This is a genomic window from Algorimicrobium echini (assembly GCF_900115185.1).
GTDB classification, from domain to species: Bacteria; Bacteroidota; Bacteroidia; order Flavobacteriales; family Flavobacteriaceae; genus Algorimicrobium; species Algorimicrobium echini.
In genome coordinates this window covers 476,415-497,616 of record NZ_FOVN01000001.1, presented here as the reverse complement: position 1 = coordinate 497,616, position 21,202 = coordinate 476,415, and the positions used below count along the sequence as shown (strand labels likewise).

General features: G+C 34.2%; 15 protein-coding genes. 11 read left to right on the top strand and 4 right to left on the bottom strand.

From position 1 onward, the window contains the following. Positions 1-23: 23 nt before the first annotated feature. The 9 genes from BM239_RS02315 to BM239_RS02275 all read left to right on the top strand — a co-directional run bounded on the left by BM239_RS02315 (position 24) and on the right by BM239_RS02275 (position 14,182). Entirely contained in the window at positions 24-1,172 is a 1,149-nt protein-coding gene (locus tag BM239_RS02315) for an alpha/beta hydrolase (protein WP_092206029.1), read from the top strand. 88 nt (positions 1,173-1,260) lie between these two features. Continuing rightward, a complete protein-coding gene (gene radA, locus BM239_RS02310) occupies positions 1,261-2,622 on the top strand; it encodes a DNA repair protein RadA (protein ID WP_092206028.1) in 1,362 nt (453 codons plus the stop codon). A 10-nt stretch (positions 2,623-2,632) separates the two neighbouring features. Then, positions 2,633-3,244 (top strand): hypothetical protein, encoded by a 612-nt coding sequence (locus BM239_RS02305; protein WP_092206027.1) that lies wholly within the window; start codon positions 2,633-2,635, stop codon positions 3,242-3,244. Between the two features lie 150 nt (positions 3,245-3,394). After that, entirely contained in the window at positions 3,395-8,032 is a 4,638-nt protein-coding gene (locus tag BM239_RS02300; RefSeq protein WP_092206026.1) for a LamG-like jellyroll fold domain-containing protein, read from the top strand. Positions 8,033-8,174: 142 nt separating this feature from the next. Next, positions 8,175-11,579: an isoleucine--tRNA ligase gene (ileS, locus tag BM239_RS02295; protein ID WP_092206754.1), complete on the top strand. Its 3,405-nt coding sequence runs from the start codon at positions 8,175-8,177 to the stop codon at positions 11,577-11,579. Positions 11,580-11,583: 4 nt separating this feature from the next. Next, entirely contained in the window at positions 11,584-11,967 is a 384-nt protein-coding gene (locus BM239_RS02290) for a TraR/DksA family transcriptional regulator (protein WP_092206025.1), read from the top strand. A gap of 57 nt (positions 11,968-12,024) precedes the next feature. Continuing rightward, positions 12,025-12,648: a DUF4097 family beta strand repeat-containing protein gene (locus BM239_RS02285; RefSeq protein ID WP_092206024.1), complete on the top strand. Its 624-nt coding sequence runs from the start codon at positions 12,025-12,027 to the stop codon at positions 12,646-12,648. A 54-nt stretch (positions 12,649-12,702) separates the two neighbouring features. Further along, on the top strand, positions 12,703-13,317 hold the full coding sequence (locus BM239_RS02280; protein WP_092206023.1) for a lipoprotein signal peptidase: 615 nt from the start codon (positions 12,703-12,705) through the stop codon (positions 13,315-13,317). Between the two features lie 49 nt (positions 13,318-13,366). Continuing rightward, on the top strand, positions 13,367-14,182 hold the full coding sequence (locus BM239_RS02275) for a M23 family metallopeptidase (protein ID WP_092206022.1): 816 nt from the start codon (positions 13,367-13,369) through the stop codon (positions 14,180-14,182). Between the two features lie 2 nt (positions 14,183-14,184). Here the strand turns inward: BM239_RS02275 and BM239_RS02270 are convergent, their stop codons facing one another. From BM239_RS02270 to BM239_RS02255, 4 genes are read right to left on the bottom strand one after another with little or no spacing between them, the layout of a single operon-like run. Next, positions 14,185-14,748 (bottom strand): 5-formyltetrahydrofolate cyclo-ligase, encoded by a 564-nt coding sequence (locus tag BM239_RS02270; protein ID WP_092206021.1) that lies wholly within the window; start codon positions 14,746-14,748, stop codon positions 14,185-14,187. Continuing rightward, positions 14,735-15,733: a succinylglutamate desuccinylase/aspartoacylase family protein gene (locus BM239_RS02265; protein ID WP_092206020.1), complete on the bottom strand. Its 999-nt coding sequence runs from the start codon at positions 15,731-15,733 to the stop codon at positions 14,735-14,737. Before BM239_RS02265 ends, BM239_RS02270 begins: the two co-directional genes overlap by 14 nt. 2 nt (positions 15,734-15,735) lie before the next feature. After that, positions 15,736-16,611 carry a 30S ribosomal protein S6--L-glutamate ligase gene (rimK, locus tag BM239_RS02260; protein WP_092206019.1) on the bottom strand — a complete coding sequence of 292 codons (876 nt, stop codon included), beginning with the start codon at positions 16,609-16,611 and terminating at the stop codon, positions 15,736-15,738. Then, positions 16,608-17,033, bottom strand: a complete 426-nt coding sequence (locus BM239_RS02255) for an ATP-dependent zinc protease family protein (RefSeq protein WP_092206018.1) — start codon at positions 17,031-17,033, stop codon at positions 16,608-16,610. Before BM239_RS02255 ends, rimK begins: the two co-directional genes overlap by 4 nt. A gap of 135 nt (positions 17,034-17,168) precedes the next feature. Here BM239_RS02255 and uvrC point away from each other — a divergent pair, with 135 nt between their 5' ends. Both uvrC and BM239_RS02245 read left to right on the top strand, forming a co-directional pair. Then, the gene (gene uvrC, locus BM239_RS02250; RefSeq protein ID WP_092206753.1) at positions 17,169-18,962 is read left to right on the top strand and encodes an excinuclease ABC subunit UvrC; all 1,794 of its coding nucleotides are present in this window, start codon (positions 17,169-17,171) and stop codon (positions 18,960-18,962) included. Further along, positions 18,959-21,190 carry a patatin-like phospholipase family protein gene (locus BM239_RS02245; RefSeq protein ID WP_394333909.1) on the top strand — a complete coding sequence of 744 codons (2,232 nt, stop codon included), beginning with the start codon at positions 18,959-18,961 and terminating at the stop codon, positions 21,188-21,190. Before uvrC ends, BM239_RS02245 begins: the two co-directional genes overlap by 4 nt. Positions 21,191-21,202: the final 12 nt, after the last annotated feature.

Genomic DNA, 21,202 nt, shown 5'->3' with positions numbered 1-21,202 from the left:
CCTAAATATTTTACAGCTTAATCATGAAAAAACTAGCCTTTTTATTTGTTCTTTTTTTTAGTGTTTTTACTATCAATTCCCAAGTTATTTATCACCCTTTGGAGTCTGCTAAACTTGGAACCACACGAGAAATTAAAATTCAATTACCACGCGGTTATGATGCTAATACAGAAAAGGCTTACCCTGTAATTGTAGTCTTGGATGGCGACTATATGTTTGAAGCCGTTGCTGGAAATGTAGATTATTATTCCTATTGGGAAGATATGCCTGAAAGTATTGTTGTAGGCGTAAACCAAGTGGATAGTCGTTCGGCAGATGTCATGTATTCCGAGCAAAACTCATTGCCTATTGAAACTGGTGCAGCATTTTACGAGTTTTTAGGAATGGAGTTACTCAATTATATTGATGACACCTTTAGAACAGTTAATTTCCGTGTAATAATAGGTCATGATCGCACAGCTAATTTCATGAACTATTTTCTATTAAAAGCACAACCATTATTTCAAGCTTATATTGCAATTAGTCCTGATTTAGCACCAGATATGCAAACCTATTTAACGGAGAAATTACCAAAAGTTGAACGGAAGACGTTTTACTATTTAGCAACATCGGCTAATGATATTGCCAAACTTAAGGAAGGGACAGATGCCTTACATACTGCTGTGTCAAGCATTGAGAACAAAAACTTTCTATACACCTTTGATTCATTTGACAAGGCAACACATTACGCATTGCCAGCACATGCTATTCCAAATGCTTTAGAGGATATTTTCTTTGTTTTTCAGCCTATCAGCAAAACAGAATTTAAGGATACCATTTTGAAGTTAGAAGACTCTCCAGTGACTTATTTGACAGAAAAATATCAAACTATTTTAGATTTATTTGACATTGATAAGCCTATTTTAATAAACGATTTTAATGCTATTGAAGCAGCTATAAACAAAACTGAAAAATTTGAATATTTTGAAGAATTAGGAAAAATAGCACGAAAAGAATATCCAGATACACTTCTAGGAAATTATTACATAGCCCGTTTTTACGAAGAAACTGGCGAACCAAAAAAAGCTATGAAAGCTTATCAAACAGCTTACGTGTTGCAAGAAATAGGTGGTATTACCAAAGATGAAATGTTACGTCGTGCAGATGCCATTAAAGCAGATTTTGGATATTAATTTAGAATTTAAACAATTCTAAAGCTAAAAGTAAAATTATTTTTTAATTGTAAATAATTCCTCTCCTTTTGAGAGGATGGGTAAGATAATGGCTAAAGTAAAAACAACATTTTTTTGTCAGAATTGTGGTTCGCAATACAGTAAATGGCAAGGGCAATGTACAGCTTGTAAAGAGTGGAATACGATTGCAGAAGAAGTCATTCAAAAACCTGAAAAAAGTGATTGGAAAACTCCAACATCGTCAAATAATAAGCGCGTTTCCAAACCCTTGTTAATTAACGAAATTGATACCTCACAAGAAGCACGTATGCAAACAAGCGATGCTGAATTTAATCGTGTTTTAGGTGGTGGTATTGTGCCAGGATCTTTAACTCTACTAGGTGGTGAACCAGGTATTGGAAAAAGTACTTTGCTGTTACAAATTGCTTTAAAACTACCTTACAAAACATTATATATTTCAGGGGAAGAAAGCCAGAAACAAATAAAAATGCGTGCGGAACGTATTAATCCAAGTAGTAATCATTGCTACATTTTAACTGAAACGAAAACACAAAATATTTTTAAGCAAATTGAAGAGCTAGAACCCGATATTGTGGTTGTAGATTCTATTCAAACCCTACATAGCGATTATATCGAGTCTTCGTCTGGAAGCATTTCTCAAATTAAAGAATGCACAACCGAGCTCATTAAATTTGCTAAAGAAACCGCAACACCTGTTGTTTTAATTGGACATATCACCAAAGACGGCAATATTGCTGGTCCTAAAATTTTGGAACATATGGTAGATACGGTGTTACAATTTGAAGGTGATCGGAATCATGTTTTTCGGATTTTACGGGCAAATAAAAACCGATTTGGTTCTACCAATGAATTGGGTATTTATGAAATGCAAGGATCCGGATTGCGTGAGGTTTCTAATCCTTCAGAAATACTAATTTCTAAAAAAGATGAAGATTTATCAGGTAATGCCATTTCGGCAACCTTGGAAGGTATGCGTCCATTAATGATTGAGGTTCAAGCATTGGTGAGTACAGCCGTTTACGGAACGCCACAACGTAGTGCTACAGGTTTTAATGCGAAACGATTAAATATGTTATTGGCGGTTTTAGAAAAACGAGCCGGTTTTCGTTTAGGTGCTAAAGATGTGTTTTTAAATATCACAGGTGGTATATCTGTGGACGATCCAGCTATAGATTTAGCAGTAGTTGCTGCCATTTTATCATCCAATGAAGATGTATCATTACCAAAAGATTATTGCTTTGCTGCCGAAGTTGGTTTGTCTGGAGAAATCCGACCGGTTCAACGTGTGGAACAACGCATTCTTGAGGCCGAAAAATTAGGTTTTTCAACCATATTTGTATCTAAATACAATAAAATAGCCTTAAAGAATGCAACAATAAAAATTCAACTGATTTCTAAAATAGAGGATTTGGTTGGGTTTATTGTGTAACAATATTTCTATGAAAGCGATTAAAATTTCCAAACAACACCTGTTTGTTTTGTGTTTGTTTTTGCTGTTTTTCCCAATTAAAACGCAGTTCTATAATATAACCTTTATAACTTTCGATGCCGTTTTAAATTCGGGAGCCCTTTCTGATATTTACACCTATAACTATCTCGGATGGTTAATTGGTTGTCAAGAAATTTTGGAGACTCAAAAAGTTTTAGGACTCCAATTTGATTTCTTTTATTCCGTGGTATCTAACTTCTTCTTTATTCTTTCTATTATAGCTTCAATAATTTTATACAAACGCATTCATACGAAGCAGAATTTTAAATATATGGATTGGATTTTACTTGCTGTTTTTTCTTTCCAATTATTTGAAACTCTAGAACGGTTATTAGATTTTATTGCGTATCCTGAATATTTTTTACTTGAAACGCTATCTCAATGGATAAGTTTGCTGAAAAATTTTGGCGTTTTAATGATGGCTTTTGTGCTGTTTTTCAAAACCTGCAATCCATGTATGCGGAAACAAATTATCATGTATGCTCTTCCCGCTTCGATAGCGAGTTATATATTATGGTTTCTAATTTTAGGACCTATGATTTTACCTATTATTACCCGTTAAATGAATGTAAAATAAGTACTTAAATTAGGCTGTTTTATACATAACTAGCATGTGTTTTCTATCTAAAAACAGATTTTTTTTATTCCTAAAAACCGCAATCTGTAATTTTTCGTAGGTAGGGTGAATAACATAATTTAACTAATTAATACGATGTCCCAAACTACATGCTACAAGTTTACAGTATTTTCTGTTGTCTTTTTTTTAGCTTTTTTTCCATGGCGAATGCAAGCACAAACTTATTGCACACCAAGAAATATAGGTAATTACAATACCTATTATATTTCACAAATCAGTTTCCAAACGATAGTCAAAAACTCCAACGGAACTACTGGAGGCTATTCTGATTTTTCAGCAACAGAGTCTACAAATCTCAATCGAGGTGAGACAGCAAATGGAACAGTCACGGTAAATCTTAATACATGGAATAGTAATAGTGTAAGAAATCAGTTACGAGTGTGGGTTGATTTTAATGATAATGGCAGTTTTGAGGATTCAGGTGAAAATTTTGTTTTTCCTTTCCAAGGAAATAATTCCGGAATAACAACGGTCCCAATCCGAATATCTGTTCCAAATACGGCTGTATTAGCATCTACAAGAATGCGTATTGGACTTCGCGATACCAATGATAATCAAACTTATATTTCCTGTGATATGAATTATAAAGCCGGTGAGATTGAAGATTATTCTGTAAATATTGTTAATGTTACCAATCAAAATTTTTATGACAGCGATGGCGATGGCGTAAAGGATAATATAGACATTGACGATGATAATGATGGTATTCCAGATCGTGTTGAAGAGTTGGCGTGTAACGCAACCAATTCCAGCACAACAGCAAATTATAAATTTTTAAACGAAACATTTGGCGTAGGGCCAGGTCGTGGAAATGGAATAAGCTCATTATATACAGCTTCTACTTCATATTGTATAGAAGATGGCACATCACGTCCCAATACCGCAGATTGTCCATCCTTAAATGATAGAAATTTAAATGATGGTGAATACACCATAAATCATAAAATTACAGATGGTATTGAAGGCGAAAATTATGGTGCAGGAAATTATGATGCTATAGCAAGTTATGCTTGGTTTGCTTGGGGAAATGTAAAGGATCATACACCTGACGATGCCGATAATGACAATAGTGAATTTGGTAACATGGCTATTTTTAATGCCGATGTAGATCCTGGCGTATTTTATGAAACTAGCATCACAGGAACATTACCAGGTGTGCCTATAACCTATAGCTTTTGGGTTATGAATATTGATAATAAGGACAGTGCTTTTCCGGCAAATGGATTGGATCCAGAAACAGGTAGTCGGATTAAACCAAATATTACCGTTCGGTTTTTAAAAACAGACGATACTTTAATTTCAGAATATTCAACAGGTGATATTTTACGCTGTAATTCTGGGAATGACTGCGATGTGTCCGAATGGCAACTTTTTGAACCCGAAGCCATTGTTACAACGGAATCCCAATTTATTGTGCAATTTATTAATAATGCACCAGGTGGTTTGGGAAATGATTTAGCCATAGACGATATTAAAATACAGCAAACACTTTGCGATACTGATGGTGATGGTGTTGCTGATGTTTTCGATTTGGATAGCGATAACGATGGGATACCAGATATAGTAGAAGCAGGGTTTGGAGCTAACAGTAACGGAACGGCTAAAATTGACAGTCCATTAACGGCGAGTAACGATGCGAATAATAATGGTATGTTAGATAGTCTAGAAGGGCTTTCAATTCCAGATACGGATGGAGATGGGATTCCAAATTATCTAGATTTAGATAGCGATAATGATGGCATATTTGATGTTGATGAATCTGGTGTTGGAAACCAAAATTCTACAGATCTAGATTATGTAAATGGTGATGGTGATATATCTGGTAATGGTGTTGGAAATGGAATAGATTCTGAACGCTTTAGAATAAAAGATACCAATGGCGATGGCACGATAGAATATTTTGGTGATGGTATTTTAGACGTTTTCGATTTTTTTGAGAATTATAATGAAGGTGCAGATTTTGCTACGGCTTACGGGAACGATGGACAGGGTTCAGAACCATTCTATACGGCAGATTCCGATAATGACGGTAAACCAGATTATTTAGATGTCTACAATAATATAACACGTACCTATGATATTCATAGCACTATTTATGCCAATTTAGATACTAATAACGATGGGCTAATTGATGACACAGCAGATGGCGATGGTGATGGCGTTATGGGCTCAAGAGATGGAAATGACAAGGTTTTTGGTTCACCACGCGATTTAAATAATAGTTATAGCTTATATTTTGACGGACGAAACGATTATGTAGAAGATGAGAATATCCTTAATTCTGATGATGCAACAATCATGGCCTTCTTTAAAAAAGATGTTGGTAATAATACTCAAAATAATAACCAACGTATTGCCGGACAGAATAGGTTTCATATCAGAATAAATAGAGCCAACCGGATTGTTGCAGTCATAAACGGTGACCGTTTATTTTCAGATCCTATTTCAGAGAATATTTGGACACACGTTGCTGTTTCAACCCATTCTAATAAATCTGTTTTATACTTCAATGGCGTGCAAGTAGATAGTTTGGATTCTGGAGGTGTTTCAAATGACACTTCTAAATTTAGGATTGGAAATAATTTAAGCGATAATCAATTCTTTAAAGGTCAAATTGATGAGGTACGTGTTTTTAATAGAGCCCTAACAACCCTTGAGGTAAAACGGATGGTGTACCAAGAATTAGGGGAAACGAACACATCAAGTAATTTTAACCAAGGCCAAGTTATTCCCCAAGAAATTTCATCAGCTATTAGTAATAGCTTAATCCGTTATTATAAAATGAATGGCTATCAGGATGATATTCTAGATGATAAAAAAACAAATCCAAGTCAGTTGGATACTATTTTAGGGGCTAAAATTTACAATGTAAAAAACATTTATCTCCAAACAGCACCTTTACCATACATTACAAAAGCTAATGGCGATTGGACGGACACAAATACATGGCTGCATGGCTCGGTTTGGGATATCACTTCCAAAGGTAATAATCCAGAAAACGCATCAATTGTCCACATTAAGCACAACCTAAACGTCTCTAAAACGCAAGGCATGGTTGGACTTCAAGTTGACCCAAGTCAGGAGTTTTCAATTAAGGACAATTCCGGGTTGTATAATAGTTGGTATTTGCAATTAAATGGTCAAATTGATTTGGAAGGCGAGTCGCAACTAATCCAAACATTCAATAGCAAACTATACGTTTCGCCATCAGGAAAAATAGAGCGTGATCAACAAGGAACAGTTAATATGTTTACATACAATTACTGGTCATCTCCAGTTCATTCCAGCGCAACTAGTTCAATTATAAACGGAACCGAAACCTTTAAAATTCAAGAGATACTAAAGGATGGAACACAACCAAATACCCCTCAGCCTATTTCATTTGTTGGTGGATATAATGGTGCCACGTCTCCCATGAGAATTGCAAAATATTGGTTATACAAATTTGATAACTTACCAAGCGATAGTTATGCCGATTGGCAACAAATTCGCCTTACAGATGCCTTAAAAGTTGGTACGGGTTACACCATGAAAGGTACTAGTGCAGGGCCGGAAACAGATTATCAGAACTATACTTTTATTGGGAAGCCAAATAATGGAACTATTGAGTTGCCTATATTTTCAGGGAATGATTATTTAGTAGGAAATCCATATCCTTCGGCTATTGATAGTTATAAATTTTTATTAGATAATGAGAATGTCATTTCTGGAACGCTTTATTTCTGGGAGCATTTTGGAGGTGGATCGCATATAACTGCCGAATATCAAGGTGGTTATGGTCTGTATAATTTGTCAGGAGGCACACCGCCTTTAGCTGGAATTATGGCACAACCAGATAACGATGTAAGTCCAAACGGAATGGCTACAAAAACGCCAAAACGCTTTATTCCTGTTGCTCAAGGTTTTTTTGTAGTAGCCAATACAGGTGGGAATATAGTATTTAATAACCAACAACGTGCGTTTGTAAAAGAAGGTTCAGATAACGCTAATTCATGGTTTTTTAGATCAAATTCAGATATTTCTGAAATGGAAAATAACGATACCAGACCAAAATTGAGAATTGGATACCTATCTCCAAATAATTATAAAAGACAATTGCTTTTAACTGTTGATGAAAACGCAACAACAGGAGTAGATTGGGGTTTTGATGGCGAATTAAATGAGGTTAATCCTGAAGACATGTACTGGAAAATTGAAGGCAAAGATTATCTTATTCAAGGTATAGACGCTATTTTAGATACAGTGGTTTTACCGCTTACTATAAAAACAAGTCAAGGTGGAATAATTGAAATTACTATAGATAGTTTAGAACATATTCCAGATAATACAGAAATTTATTTAAAAGATGGCGATACTTACCATAATTTAAGAGCTTCTAATTACCTAACAACCGTAGAATCTGGTGAGATAAACAACCGGTTTAAAATTGTTTTTGATGTTCCCGCAACATTGTCAGTCAATGATTATACTCTCCAAAATGAATTTGTCGTTTTTTACAATTCAACTAATAAAACCATTGTGTTGGTGAATCCTGAAAACTTACAATTAAAAACACTTACAATGTACAATATGTTAGGGCAACAAATAAAACTGAAAAAAATGGACTCAAATGATCACCGAATTACAATACCAGTTACGTTACAAACAGGTGTATATTTATTTAAGATTGAGACAGAATTCGGTGGATTTACAAAAAAGGTAATAATTAATTAGAATGCAACTCATGTAAAATCACTGGAATAATTACAATTAAGAATTAAATTCTAAAAAAACGGTATCGGATTTAATACTAATTTTAGGTCGCTATTTCTCTAAAAATCATTAATTTCGCGGGTCGAAACGAATGAATGAAATTATGAGTAATAAATTCCCTGAATACAAAGGACTTGACTTGCCACAAGTGGCAACGGATATTCTTGATTACTGGAAACAACATAACGTATTTGAAAAAAGTGTCACCACTCGTGAAGGCGCTAAACCATTTGTGTTTTTTGAAGGACCGCCTTCTGCAAATGGACTGCCAGGTGTGCACCATGTTTTAGCACGTGCTATTAAAGATATTTTCCCACGTTATAAAACTATGAAAGGGTATCAAGTAAAGCGTAAAGCTGGTTGGGATACACATGGTTTACCTATTGAGCTGGGTGTTGAAAAAGAATTAGGTATTACTAAAGAAGATATTGGGAAAACCATTTCCGTGGAAGATTATAACGCTGCTTGTCGTAAAGCCGTTATGCGTTATACAGACGTTTGGAACGACCTGACCGAAAAAATGGGGTATTGGGTGGATATGGATAATCCATATATAACCTACGAGCCAAAATACATGGAATCGGTTTGGTGGCTATTAAAAGAAATATATAATAAAAACTTAATTTATAAAGGCTATACCATTCAGCCGTATTCGCCAAAAGCAGGAACAGGATTAAGCTCTCATGAGTTAAACCAACCAGGAACGTATCAAGATGTTACAGATACAACGGTTGTAGCACAGTTTAAAGCGAATGAAAATTCGTTACCAGATTTCTTGAAGAATGAAGGCGATATTTACTTCCTAGCTTGGACAACCACACCTTGGACATTGCCAAGCAATACGGCATTAACCGTTGGTCCAAAAATTGATTATGTGTTAGTTGAAACCTATAACCAATACACGTTTGAACCTATAAATGTGGTGTTGGCAAAACCGCTAGTAAACAATCAGTTTGATGGAAAATTTAAACGTGTTGAAACAAAACCGGAATTATTAGACTACAAATCTGGCGATAAAAAGATTCCTTATTTCGTGGTTAAAGAATTTATTGGAGCTGATTTAGTTGGAATTACTTATGAGCAATTATTGCCATTTGCACTACCAAATGATAATCCTGAAAATGCATTCAGAGTTATAGCTGGAGATTTTGTAACAACTGAAGACGGAACTGGAATTGTACACACTGCACCAACCTTTGGAGCAGATGATGCCTTGGTAGCCAAACAAGCTACACCAGAAGTTCCACCATTATTAGTAAAAGATGAGAATGGAAATTTAGTACCATTAGTTAATTTACAAGGTAAATTTCGTCCAGAAATGGGTGAATTTGCTGGTAAATATGTAAAAAACGAATATTATGCAGATGGCGAAGCACCAGAGCGCTCCATAGATGTGGAACTAGCCATTAAACTAAAAGAAGAAAACAAAGCCTTTAAAGTTGAAAAATACAAACACAGTTATCCAAATTGCTGGCGAACTGATAAACCTATTTTATACTATCCATTAGATTCTTGGTTTATAAAAGTAACCGATGTTAAGGACCGAATGTTCCAATTGAACGAAACCATAAATTGGAAGCCAAAATCGACAGGAACCGGTCGTTTTGGAAATTGGTTAGCCAATGCCAACGATTGGAATTTATCACGTTCCCGTTATTGGGGAATTCCATTACCAATATGGCGTACCGAAGATGGTAAAGAAGAAATTTGTATTGGGTCCGTTGAAGAATTAAAAACTGAAATGGCTAAAGCTGTAGAAGCTGGTGTGCTTTCAAAAGCTATTTTTGAAGATTTTGAAGTCGGAAACAATTCGGATGAAAACTATGCAAAAATAGATTTACATAAAAATATTGTGGATAACATCGTATTGGTTTCGGCTTCAGGAAAACCAATGAATCGCGAAGCAGATTTAATTGATGTGTGGTTCGATTCGGGTTCCATGCCTTATGCACAGTGGCATTATCCATTTGAAAACAAAGATAAAATTGACGAAAACAAATCATTTCCAGCCGATTTTATAGCTGAAGGTGTAGACCAAACTAGAGGTTGGTTCTATACACTACATGCTATTGGAACTATGGTATTTGATTCCGTAGCCTATAAAAATGTGGTTTCTAACGGACTTGTTCTGGATAAAAATGGTCAGAAAATGTCCAAACGTTTAGGTAATGCTGCAGATCCGTTTGAAACCTTATCAACCTACGGAGCAGATGCCACACGGTGGTATATGATAGCAAATGCCAATCCGTGGGATAATTTAAAATTCGATTTAGAAGGTATAGAAGAAGTGAAACGTAAATTCTTCGGAACCCTTTATAATACCTATTCGTTTTTTAGTTTATATACTAACTTAGATAATTTCACGTATCAAGAAGCGGAAATTCCATTGGAAGAACGCCCAGAATTAGACCGTTGGATTCTTTCGGAATTACATACGCTTATTGAGAAAGTCGATAAATTTTATGAAGAATATGAGCCAACTAAAGCGGCTCGTGCTATTTCAGATTTCACGCAGGATTACGTGAGTAACTGGTATGTGCGTTTAAGCAGAAGACGTTTTTGGAAAGGTGATTACCAAACCGATAAATTATCAGCCTATCAAACGCTTTACACCTGCATGATAACGATTGCTAAACTAGGAGCACCAATTGCACCGTTCTTTATGGACAGGCTGTATATGGATTTAAATGCGGTCACTAAAAAAGAAGGGTTTGAAAGTGTGCATCTAGCCGATTTTCCAAAATTTGACTCCAGTTTTGTTGATAAATCATTAGAGCGAAAAATGGAAGCCGCACAAACAATATCCTCATTGGTTTTATCCTTACGTGCTAAAGAGAAAATTAAAGTGCGTCAACCATTACAAAAAATCATGATTCCAGTGGATAGCGAACAGCAAAAAGAAGAAATTTTAGCTGTTTCAGACCTTATAAAACATGAGGTGAACATTAAGGAAATTGAGATATTAGAAGATGCTTCTGAAATTTTAGTAAAACAAATTAAACCGAATTTCAAAACTCTTGGACCGCGTTTTGGTAAAGATATGAAGTTGATTGCGAATGCGATACAGGCATTTGATGCTAATCATATTAAAAAAATCGAGCAAAAGGGTGAAATTGATGTTGAAATTAACGGAAAAAACATTACTTTGGAACGCGCAGATGTAGAAATTACCTCGCAAGATATTGAAGGCTGGTTAGTGGCAAATGAAGGCGCATTAACCGTGGCTTTAGATGTAACAATTTCAGAAGAATTACGTTCTGAAGGTGTTGCGCGAGAACTAGTTAATCGTATTCAAAATTTGCGTAAAGACTCTGGTTTTGAAGTAACTGATAGAATAGACGTTTTCATTAAAAAACATGATGAAATTTTAGTAGCAGTTACTAAAAATTTAGCGTATATTAAAGCAGAAACACTAACAGAAACTTTAGAACTAAAAGAAGAAATTGAAGCTGGTATAGATATTGCGTTTGATGCAATAACAACCAAATTGTCTATTAAAAAACATTAAGAATATGGGAGAAGATGTCAATGTTAGATATTCAGATAAAGATTTAGCTGAATTCAAAACGCTTATTCAAGAAAAAATAGAAAAAGCAAAACACGATTTAGAGCTTATAAAAAGTGCTTACATGAACGATTTAAATAATGGAACCGATGATACATCGCCAACATTTAAAGCGTTTGAAGAAGGCAGTGAAACCATGAGTAAAGAAGCGAATGCCCAATTAGCCATTCGTCAGGAGAAATTTATTCGCGATTTAAAGAATGCGTTAATTCGTATTGAAAATAAAACATATGGTATTTGTCGTGTAACCAACAAATTAATTGCCAAGGAGCGTTTAAAGTTGGTGCCTCATGCAACGTTAAGTATTGAAGCTAAAAACATGCAACAGTAATACTTATAATATTAAAATAATAAGCGCTTCAATATTTATTGAAGCGTTTTTAGTTATATGAAAATAGGTTTAGTAGTCATATGGTTTTTTATATTTTATATTCCAGTTTTTGGACAGAAAGGGATGCAACGGGTTGTTGATGCTTCTGAAGTAGCTACTATAGATATTTCAGGAAATACCATTTTTAAAATAAAAATAGCCACAAAACCAATACAAACTGTATCAATGGATTTACAGGTAGAAGGCGAAAATAATGAACAAGTTGTATTGCAAACACGTCAAGAAAATGATACACTGTTTATTGGAAGTGCTTACCAACCTTTGTTTGTGAAACCAGATGATAAACTGGCAGCTCATAAAAAAATCTCCCTCGAATTAACGATAGAAATTCCTGAAAATTTAACAGTAACAATCACTAGCGATATTGCATCTGTTTTTGCAAAGGGGAATTTTAAATACTTAACAGCCGAATTATTAAATGGTCATTTTTCAGCTGAAAATTATTCTGGAAGTTTGCATGTAGATACTTTATATGGCAATATAGAATTGGAAACACACTCTGGAAAATTGGACTTATACACCAAAAACGGTACTATAAAGCAAGATAAAATACCAGTAAGTACCAAGCAACTAACACTAAATTCTATAAATGGAAATATTAGGGTAACAAAAACCCAATAATAGTGCTATTTTTGTGCTTCAATTTTAAATAGTTCTAACGAACTAAAACCTATTATGTCTTTAAAAAAATCCATTCTTTTCATAATTTTCATTTTACTTATAGATCAAGTAAGCAAAATATATATAAAAACTCATTTTGTTTTGGGTGAGGATGTGACTGTTTTTAGTTGGTTTAAAATTTATTTTATTGAAAATGATGGTATGGCTTGGGGTACTAAAATTAGCGATTTTGTTAGCTTTATATCAGATAGAACAGCTAAAATTTCATTAACTCTTTTTAGGATTGTTGCCATTTTTGGAATAGGTTACTGGCTCTATGATGCTACAAAAAAGCAACAGTCGCAAATACTAATTTGGGCAGTTGCACTAATATTTGCTGGTGCTTTAGGTAATATTATTGATTCCGTTTTTTATGGTGTTATATTTGATGATAGCTATGGTCAAGTAGCTAGTTTTATGCCTGCAAATGGTGGTTATGATGGTTTTTTACACGGCAAGGTAGTTGATATGTTGTACTTCCCCTTGTGGAAAGGCTATTTGCCAGATTGGTTGCCTTTTTATGGTGGTGAATATTTTACCTTTTTTGAACCCGTTTTTAATGTAGCTGATATGGCTATCAGTACAGGCTTTGGGTTGCTAATTGTATTTAATAAACGTGCGTTTGCTTAATTTTATATATTAGATAATTTAGATAAATATTGACTCAAAAACTTGAAACATGAATTTAGAAAAAGCTAGTTTTTTTATCTGGGCGTGTCTTATTTCAACAAGCTTATTTGCACAGTTAGATGTAGCATCTCGTTACGAAAATATAGAAAACGGTTATGAATTTTATGTTGATAATAATGAACCTATTCCAGTTTCAATTCAAGTTAGTTTTAAATTAAAAAATTTAAAATCTTCCGAAGGAAATGATAAAATCTTCCTTCTTCCTGCCAATACTAAAAACATTAAGCTAACAACCTTAACACAAATTAAAAAAGGAAAATATGGTGTTAGTGGAAGTACCACCTATAATTATGGTGATCATTATTTAAAAGATTACGAAAAAGAGTATCCATATGCTTTGCCATTCCAGAAGGGTGAAGCTTATATGCTTTCTCAAGGATATAATGGGAAATTATCTCATGCTAATGAGAATGCTTTAGACTTTTCCATGCCAATTGGCACTCCAATTCTTGCGGCGCGAGGTGGTTTGGTTGTTGAGGTTGTAGATAAATTTAGTAAAAACTGTACAACACAGGACTGCAAGGAGTTTAATAATAAAATTATTATTTACCATGACGATGGTACTTTTGCTGAATATACACATATAAAACGGAAAGGCGCTAAAGTAAAGAAAGGTGATGTTGTTGAAAAAAACCAGTTTATTGCTGAAAGTGGAAATGTAGGTTGGTCTACAGGACCACATTTACATTTTGTTGTGTTTATTCAAACCTTAAAAGGCAGAAAAACACTAGAAACAAAATTCAAGATTAGTGATGATCAACCTATTCAATTTCTAATAGAAAAAACAGAATATAAACGGTTATAAAGCTAAAACCGATAGGTTTTAGTTGGTGTGATACAAAAATCCAAAGGCACATCGTTTTCAAAAATGCCTTCAATATGGCTTTCGGCTTCAAAAAAGGAAAGTCCTATTTTAATCGTTTCGGGTTTACAATCTTTCAGAAAACCATCATAAAACCCTTTTCCGTAACCTACACGATGGCCGTGCTTATCAAATGCTAATAACGGAATAAACACGACATCTATAACATTTGAAGCAATCGGAATCCCATCAATAGGTTCTGGAATGTTGTATGCGTTTTTTTTAATAATTGTTGCATCGGTCAATAAAAAATGCGTCAATTTAGTGGTTTGAAAATCACTTTTTGAAATGATTGTATGTTTATCTTTTCCGGAGAGAATACTTAATATATAATCGGTATTTATTTCTTTTTGTTCGGTAATCGACAGAAAAATATGATAGTAAGAAAACTCCCAAATAGGTAATTCTAAAAGATTATTGGCAATTTGTAGGCTTAAATTGTCAATAGTTTCAGCTGAATGTGCTTGCCGTTTTTGTTTATAGATTTTTCGTAATTCAGATTTCGTCATTTTCAATCTGTTTAATAGGATGCTGCTTTAAGCGTGCTGTAATATGAAACAAAGCATCACCTTGATATACTAATGGCGATTCATTTGCATTGATAATATATCCAGAACTTTCTGCCCGAACAAAGTGATTGAATTTGCCGTATGGATCGGTAATATTTCCTAAGATATCATCTTTCTTAACCTTGGCTCCAGTAGTAACCGAGGCTTTAAACATACCAGAATAACTGGCACGTTGCCATTTACTAGCCATTATAAAAACTGGTTTTTGTTTGGGTTCACTTACTTTAAATTTGGAGCCTAGCATGCCCAAACTATGTAATACGCGTTTGGCACCATTAACACCTGTATTAGTAATATTTATATCAATATGATGCGATTTTCCCCCTTCAAACAATAGTGTCGCTATGCCTGCTTTGTAGGCTGTTTCTCTAAATGATTTTTTTAAATTTTTAGAGTACAAAACAAAAGGGGCTCCAAAAGTTTTTGCTAATGCATCCAGTCTGTTGCTGTTTTTAGCAATACGGACTTGAGGTGCATTAAAGCGTCCAGCACCTCCAGTATGAAAGTCTAATACATAATCGGCTTGATTAAGTACTTCATTTACTAGTTTATAAGCAACTCTACTGGCTAAAGACCCATTTTTTAAACCAGGGAAAACCCGATTTAAATCGCGGCCATCAGGAAATTCCCGACTTAAATTTATAAAACCAAAAATGTTGATAATGGGAATACAAATAATTGTTCCACATTTTGGTTTGTTGATGCCTTTTGCAATGAGTTGCCGTACAATTTCAATACCATTTAATTCGTCTCCATGAATACCAGCAGTCAGTAAAACGGTAGGGCCGGGTTTTTTAGCGCGTTCTATAATTATAGGAACATCAATAGAGGATGCGGTGTGGAGTTTAGCTACATCAAAATTAAGCTCATAGCTTTTGCCTGGCTCAATATTTTCACCCAAAATGGTAATGACTTTCTGCGACATATTTATCTCTTGTTACGCTCAATAAACGAAATAATAGCTTTGGCAATATTTTTCCCTGTAGCATCTTCAATACCTTCTAAACCAGGTGTTGAATTAACTTCTAATAACAAAGGACCTCTTGCTGATTGTAACATATCTACGCCACAAACCGGTAGTTTTAAGGCTCGTGCAGATTCCATAGCTAAACGTAGTTCGTCTTCATTTAATTTAATGATGTTGGCTGAACCACCTCGGTGAAGATTAGAACGAAACTCACCGTCTTTCCCTTGGCGTTTCATGGCGCCAACCACTTGGCCATCTACTACCAATGCACGCAAATCAGCACCTTTAGCTTCTTTAATGAATTCTTGAACAATAACCCGTGCTTCTAAACCATTAAATGCTTCTAATACAGATTCAGCTGCATTTTTAGTCTCTGCTAAAACCACACCTAAACCTTGAGTTCCTTCTAGTAATTTAATGATTACTGGCGCGCCACCAACATGTGCCAAAACTTCTTTAGCATCCCGAGAATAGTTTGTAAATACAGTTTTTGGCATCCCAATTCCTGCTTTACTTAAAAGTTGTAGACTTTTCAGCTTATCCCGAGAACGTAAAATAGAACCAGATGACACGATAGAGAATGCGCCCATCATTTCAAATTGTCTTACAACAGCACAGCCATAAAAAGTAATGGAAGCGCCAATTCTAGGTATAACAGCATCTACATAATCCAAATAACGGTCTTTATAATATATAGTAGGTTTTTCTCTTTCTATAATGATATCGCACTTTAATGGGTCGATAACTTCAACACGATGATCGCGCTTTTTTGCTTCCTCAACTAGACGTTGTGTGGAATATAAATGTGGATTCCTTGATAGGATAACTATGTTCATGATTGTTTTTTATTAAATGATAGATTTTGCAAGTCCACGTCCACCAAAAATTTTTTGGCTAAAAATTGGCGGCCAATTAATACGGGAAATCTCATATCATCTCGTGTGCTTAAAGTTAAGTTAATCTTATATGTTTTTCCAAAGAATATAACTTCAGATTTTATTTTGAACCTATTTTCCTTATATCCATTACTACTTTTTACATCCGTTTGAGTGTATTCCGTAAAAAGGACTTCCTTACCACTAAAATTTGGATGACCTTTACTGTAAAATTTACAGCGTAAGGTGTTATTTTCTTCAATTATTTTAGAGCAATGAATTGCAGATGTGTATGCACCTGTGTCTATTTTGGCATCAATTTCAAATAAATTAAGTAATGGGAAGTCTATTTTATCAACCCTACCTATGAGTTGTTTTGTCATGATTTAAATTTTTTAAAAAAGTGGCTCAAGTTAGTGAAATGGTGATATTTTTAATACATTTTGTATGTGAAAATTAACAGGTTTTTATTTGGCGAATTTAACCTAAAAAATATAGAAATAAGTACCTTTGAGGATATGCCTAAAACTGCTTTAGAAATACAATTAAAAACCTTACCAAATGAGCCTGGTGTTTATCAATATTATGATAGCGAAGGTAAGATTTTATATGTAGGTAAAGCAAAGAATTTAAAAAAACGCGTTACGTCTTACTTCACAAAAACGCATGATAGTGGAAAAACACGTGTGTTAGTAAAAAAAATTGCTAGCATAAAACATATTGTGGTTAATACGGAAACAGATGCTTTGTTATTGGAAAATAACCTGATAAAAAAGTACCGACCACGATATAATGTATTATTGAAAGATGATAAATCATATCCATGGATTTGCATCAAAAACGAACGGTTTCCTCGTGTATTTTCTACCAGACGTGTCATTAAAGACGGATCTGAATATTTTGGACCTTACACAAGCATGAAAACCGTTTCAACTTTGTTGGATTTAATACGAGGGCTATTTTTATTACGCACGTGTACTTACGATTTATCATCTGAAAAAATAAGCGCCGGAAAATATAAAGTCTGTCTAGAATACCATTTAGGAAATTGTAAAGGGCCTTGTGAAGGCCTTCAAACCGAAGCTTCCTATCAAGATAATATTGCGTCTATTAAGGAAATTCTGAAAGGAAATTTTAAAACCTCTTTGATTCAATTTAAAAGTCAAATGAAGGAATTAGCAGCAAACATGCAATTTGAAGAGGCGCAAATAATAAAAGAAAAAATAGATGTGCTTGAAAATTACCAAGCTAAATCAACCATTGTAAACCCAAAAATCAGCAATGTGGATGTTTTTTCAATTATGAGCGATGAAGGCTACGGTTATATCAATTTTCTTCAGGTTTCATATGGTTCTATCATTCGTTCTCATACATTAGAAATTAAAAAGAAATTGGATGAAACCGATAAGGAGTTGTTGGAACTTGCTATAACAGAAATTCGTCAACGTTTTAATTCTAACTCCAAAGAAATTTATGTTCCTTTTGAAGTTGATTTGGGTGAGGAAATAAAAATTACTATTCCTAAATTAGGCGATAAAAAGCACATATTGGATTTATCGCTTCGCAATGCGAAATATTACCGAATGGAACGTTTCAAGCAAGTTAAAATAACCGATCCAGACAGGCATGTAAATCGTATTATGGCACAAATGAAGGCTGATTTACGTTTACAAGTTGAACCACGACACATAGAATGTTTTGACAACTCTAACATTCAAGGAACACATCCAGTAGCAGCCTGTGTGGTGTTTAAAAATGGAAAACCTAGTAAAAAGGATTACAGACATTTTAACATTAAAACCGTAGAAGGCCCAGATGATTTTGCCTCTATGGAAGAAGTGGTGTTTAGGCGCTATAAACGTCTGCTAGATGAAAAACAATCTTTACCACAGCTCATTATTATTGATGGTGGAAAAGGGCAATTATCTTCCGCATTAAAAAGCTTGGATGCCTTAAATTTACGTGGAAAAATTGCGATAATCGGAATTGCGAAGCGTTTGGAAGAATTATTCTATCCAGATGATCCAATTCCCTTATATTTAGATAAAAAAAGTGAAACTCTAAAAATTATTCAGCAATTGCGGAATGAAGCACATCGTTTTGGAATTGAACACCACCGAAATAAACGTAGTAAAACAGCACTGAATACAGAGTTGGAAACCATTCCAGGTGTTGGTGAAAAAACAGTAGTGGATTTATTAAAACATTTTAAATCAGCCAAACGTGTTTCGGAAGCTACTAAAAGTGAATTAGAGGCAATAATAGGAGTTTCTCGAGCAAGTAAAGTTTATAATTATTATCACAGTTTATGAAGTATAGTTTAATTGTCTTTTGCTGGTTTGTCTTCATGACTGGTTTTTCTCAAAACCAGGACACTGATAATGATATTAAAGTCGGCTTGGTTTTAAGTGGAGGAGGCGCAAAAGGCTTGGCACATATTGGTGTTTTGAAGGTTATTGATAGTTTAGGTATTCGAGTAGATTATGTGGCAGGAACCAGTATGGGAGCTATTATAGGGTCTTTATATGCTTCAGGATATTCAGGAAAACAAATAGACACTATTTTTAGAGATGTGGATTTTGATAAAATTATTAATGATAATTTACCACGAGCTGCAAAAACCTTTTACGAACGCGATAATTCAGAAAAATATGCGGTAACCTTACCTTTTGATAAGTTTAAGTTGAAATTGCCTTCAGCCTTATCACGAGGTCAAAATACATTAAGCTTATTGTCTAAACTTACCTTACATGTGAGTGATATAGAAGATTTTAGTAAGTTACCCATTCCTTTTTTCTGTATAGCAACTAATGTAGAAACAGGTCAGGCTGTGGTTCTAGATAAAGGCAGTTTAGCACAATCCATAGTGGCTAGTGGTGCATTCCCATCCTTGTTTCAACCTGTAGTAATAGATAATCAAATATTAATAGATGGAGGTGTCGTTAATAATTATCCTATAGATGAGCTGAAAGCAAAAGGAATGGATGTTATTATTGGTGTAGATGTTCAGGACGATTTAGCTACCAGAGAAGAATTGCGTTCGGCTCCAGATATTATACTTCAAATAAATAATTATCGGACCATTAACGATATGAAGTTAAAAGCAAAAAAAACAGATATTTATATTAAACCAGATATTACAGATTATACCGTTATATCTTTTAGTGATGGGAGAAAAATTATTGAAAATGGCGAGCTAGCTACAAAAAAGAAAATGGACGATTTGAACAACATTGTCAAACAGCAGGTTGTTAAGCCCAAAAAGGCTAGCGTTATAAAAGTTATTGATAGTATCCGGATTAACACCATTAACATTACTGGAAACGATAAATACTCTCGTTCCTATGTTATCGGTAAATTAAAAATAAAACCAGAAAAGAAAATTGAATATACTGCTTTTGTAGAGGGTGTGAATAATTTAGCAGCCACCAATAATTTTGATTCTGTGGTTTATCAGTTGCATCCTACTGAAAATGACGGTGAATATAATTTAGACGTTTCGGTTTTAGAAACACAAACACGTACTTTCTTTAAGGTTGGTTTGCATTATGATGACCTTTATAAAACAGGTGTTTTATTAAATCTAACTAGAAAACGATTAGTATTTAATGATGATGTTGCTTCATTAGATTTTGTTTTGGGTGATAATATTCGGTATAATTTTGATTATTACATAGACAAGGGTTTTTATTGGAGTATCGGTGTCACATCACGATACAATCAATTTAAAAAAAATGTTCCAGCAGCATCCCTTTTGTCAGATGAAGATTTAATGGCTATAAATGTTAATAAATTGGATGTAGAGTTGTCGGACTTTACCAACCAGTTTTATGCCCAAACGCTTTTAGGTAACGATTTTGCCTTAACGTTGGGAGCTGAACACAAACGCCTTAAAATTATTTCTGAAACTATTTTAACAAGTACAAGCACAGAAGAAAGCACTTTTGATAATAGTGATTATTTAAGTGTTTATGGAAAGTTAAAACTGGATACTTACGACAATAAATATTTTCCAAATGAAGGCTTCTTTTTTGATGGCGATTTTCACTTATATCTCTATTCGTCAGATTTTAATAATGATTTTTCAGAATTTTCAATAGGAAAAGCAACCATGGGATATGCTAAAAGTTTTGGTAAGTTTTCTGGAAATTTAACAACGCAAGGTGGTTTTAAGATTGGTGAAGATACCTCGCCCTATTTGGATTTTGTACTTGGAGGATTTGGTAATAATTTAATAAATAATTTTACCTCATTTTATGGATACGATTATTTGTCAATACCAGGGAATAGTTTTGTAAAAGCAACGTTGACTTTTGACTATGAATTGTTTAAAAAACACCACCTGATAGCTGCTGCAAATTTAGCTAATGTTGCCGATAATATATTTGATTCAGGTGAGTGGATAACAACTCCAAACTACACAGGTTATGTGCTTGGTTACTCTATTGAAACCTTTTTAGGGCCTATAGAAGCCAAATACACATGGTCTCCAGAAGTAAAAAAAGGGGTCTGGTTTTTTAATTTAGGTTTCTGGTTTTAAAGTACATTTCAA

Coding starts and splice junctions, on each gene's coding strand:
- BM239_RS02315 (WP_092206029.1), top strand. CDS start 24: ATGAAAAAACTAGCCTTTTTATTTGTTCTTTTTTTTAGTGTTTTTACT.
- radA (WP_092206028.1), top strand. CDS start 1,261: ATGGCTAAAGTAAAAACAACATTTTTTTGTCAGAATTGTGGTTCGCAA.
- BM239_RS02305 (WP_092206027.1), top strand. CDS start 2,633: ATGAAAGCGATTAAAATTTCCAAACAACACCTGTTTGTTTTGTGTTTG.
- BM239_RS02300 (WP_092206026.1), top strand. CDS start 3,395: ATGTCCCAAACTACATGCTACAAGTTTACAGTATTTTCTGTTGTCTTT.
- ileS (WP_092206754.1), top strand. CDS start 8,175: ATGAGTAATAAATTCCCTGAATACAAAGGACTTGACTTGCCACAAGTG.
- BM239_RS02290 (WP_092206025.1), top strand. CDS start 11,584: ATGGGAGAAGATGTCAATGTTAGATATTCAGATAAAGATTTAGCTGAA.
- BM239_RS02285 (WP_092206024.1), top strand. CDS start 12,025: ATGAAAATAGGTTTAGTAGTCATATGGTTTTTTATATTTTATATTCCA.
- BM239_RS02280 (WP_092206023.1), top strand. CDS start 12,703: ATGTCTTTAAAAAAATCCATTCTTTTCATAATTTTCATTTTACTTATA.
- BM239_RS02275 (WP_092206022.1), top strand. CDS start 13,367: ATGAATTTAGAAAAAGCTAGTTTTTTTATCTGGGCGTGTCTTATTTCA.
- BM239_RS02270 (WP_092206021.1), bottom strand. CDS start 14,748: ATGACGAAATCTGAATTACGAAAAATCTATAAACAAAAACGGCAAGCA.
- BM239_RS02265 (WP_092206020.1), bottom strand. CDS start 15,733: ATGTCGCAGAAAGTCATTACCATTTTGGGTGAAAATATTGAGCCAGGC.
- rimK (WP_092206019.1), bottom strand. CDS start 16,611: ATGAACATAGTTATCCTATCAAGGAATCCACATTTATATTCCACACAA.
- BM239_RS02255 (WP_092206018.1), bottom strand. CDS start 17,033: ATGACAAAACAACTCATAGGTAGGGTTGATAAAATAGACTTCCCATTA.
- uvrC (WP_092206753.1), top strand. CDS start 17,169: ATGCCTAAAACTGCTTTAGAAATACAATTAAAAACCTTACCAAATGAG.
- BM239_RS02245 (WP_394333909.1), top strand. CDS start 18,959: ATGAAGTATAGTTTAATTGTCTTTTGCTGGTTTGTCTTCATGACTGGT.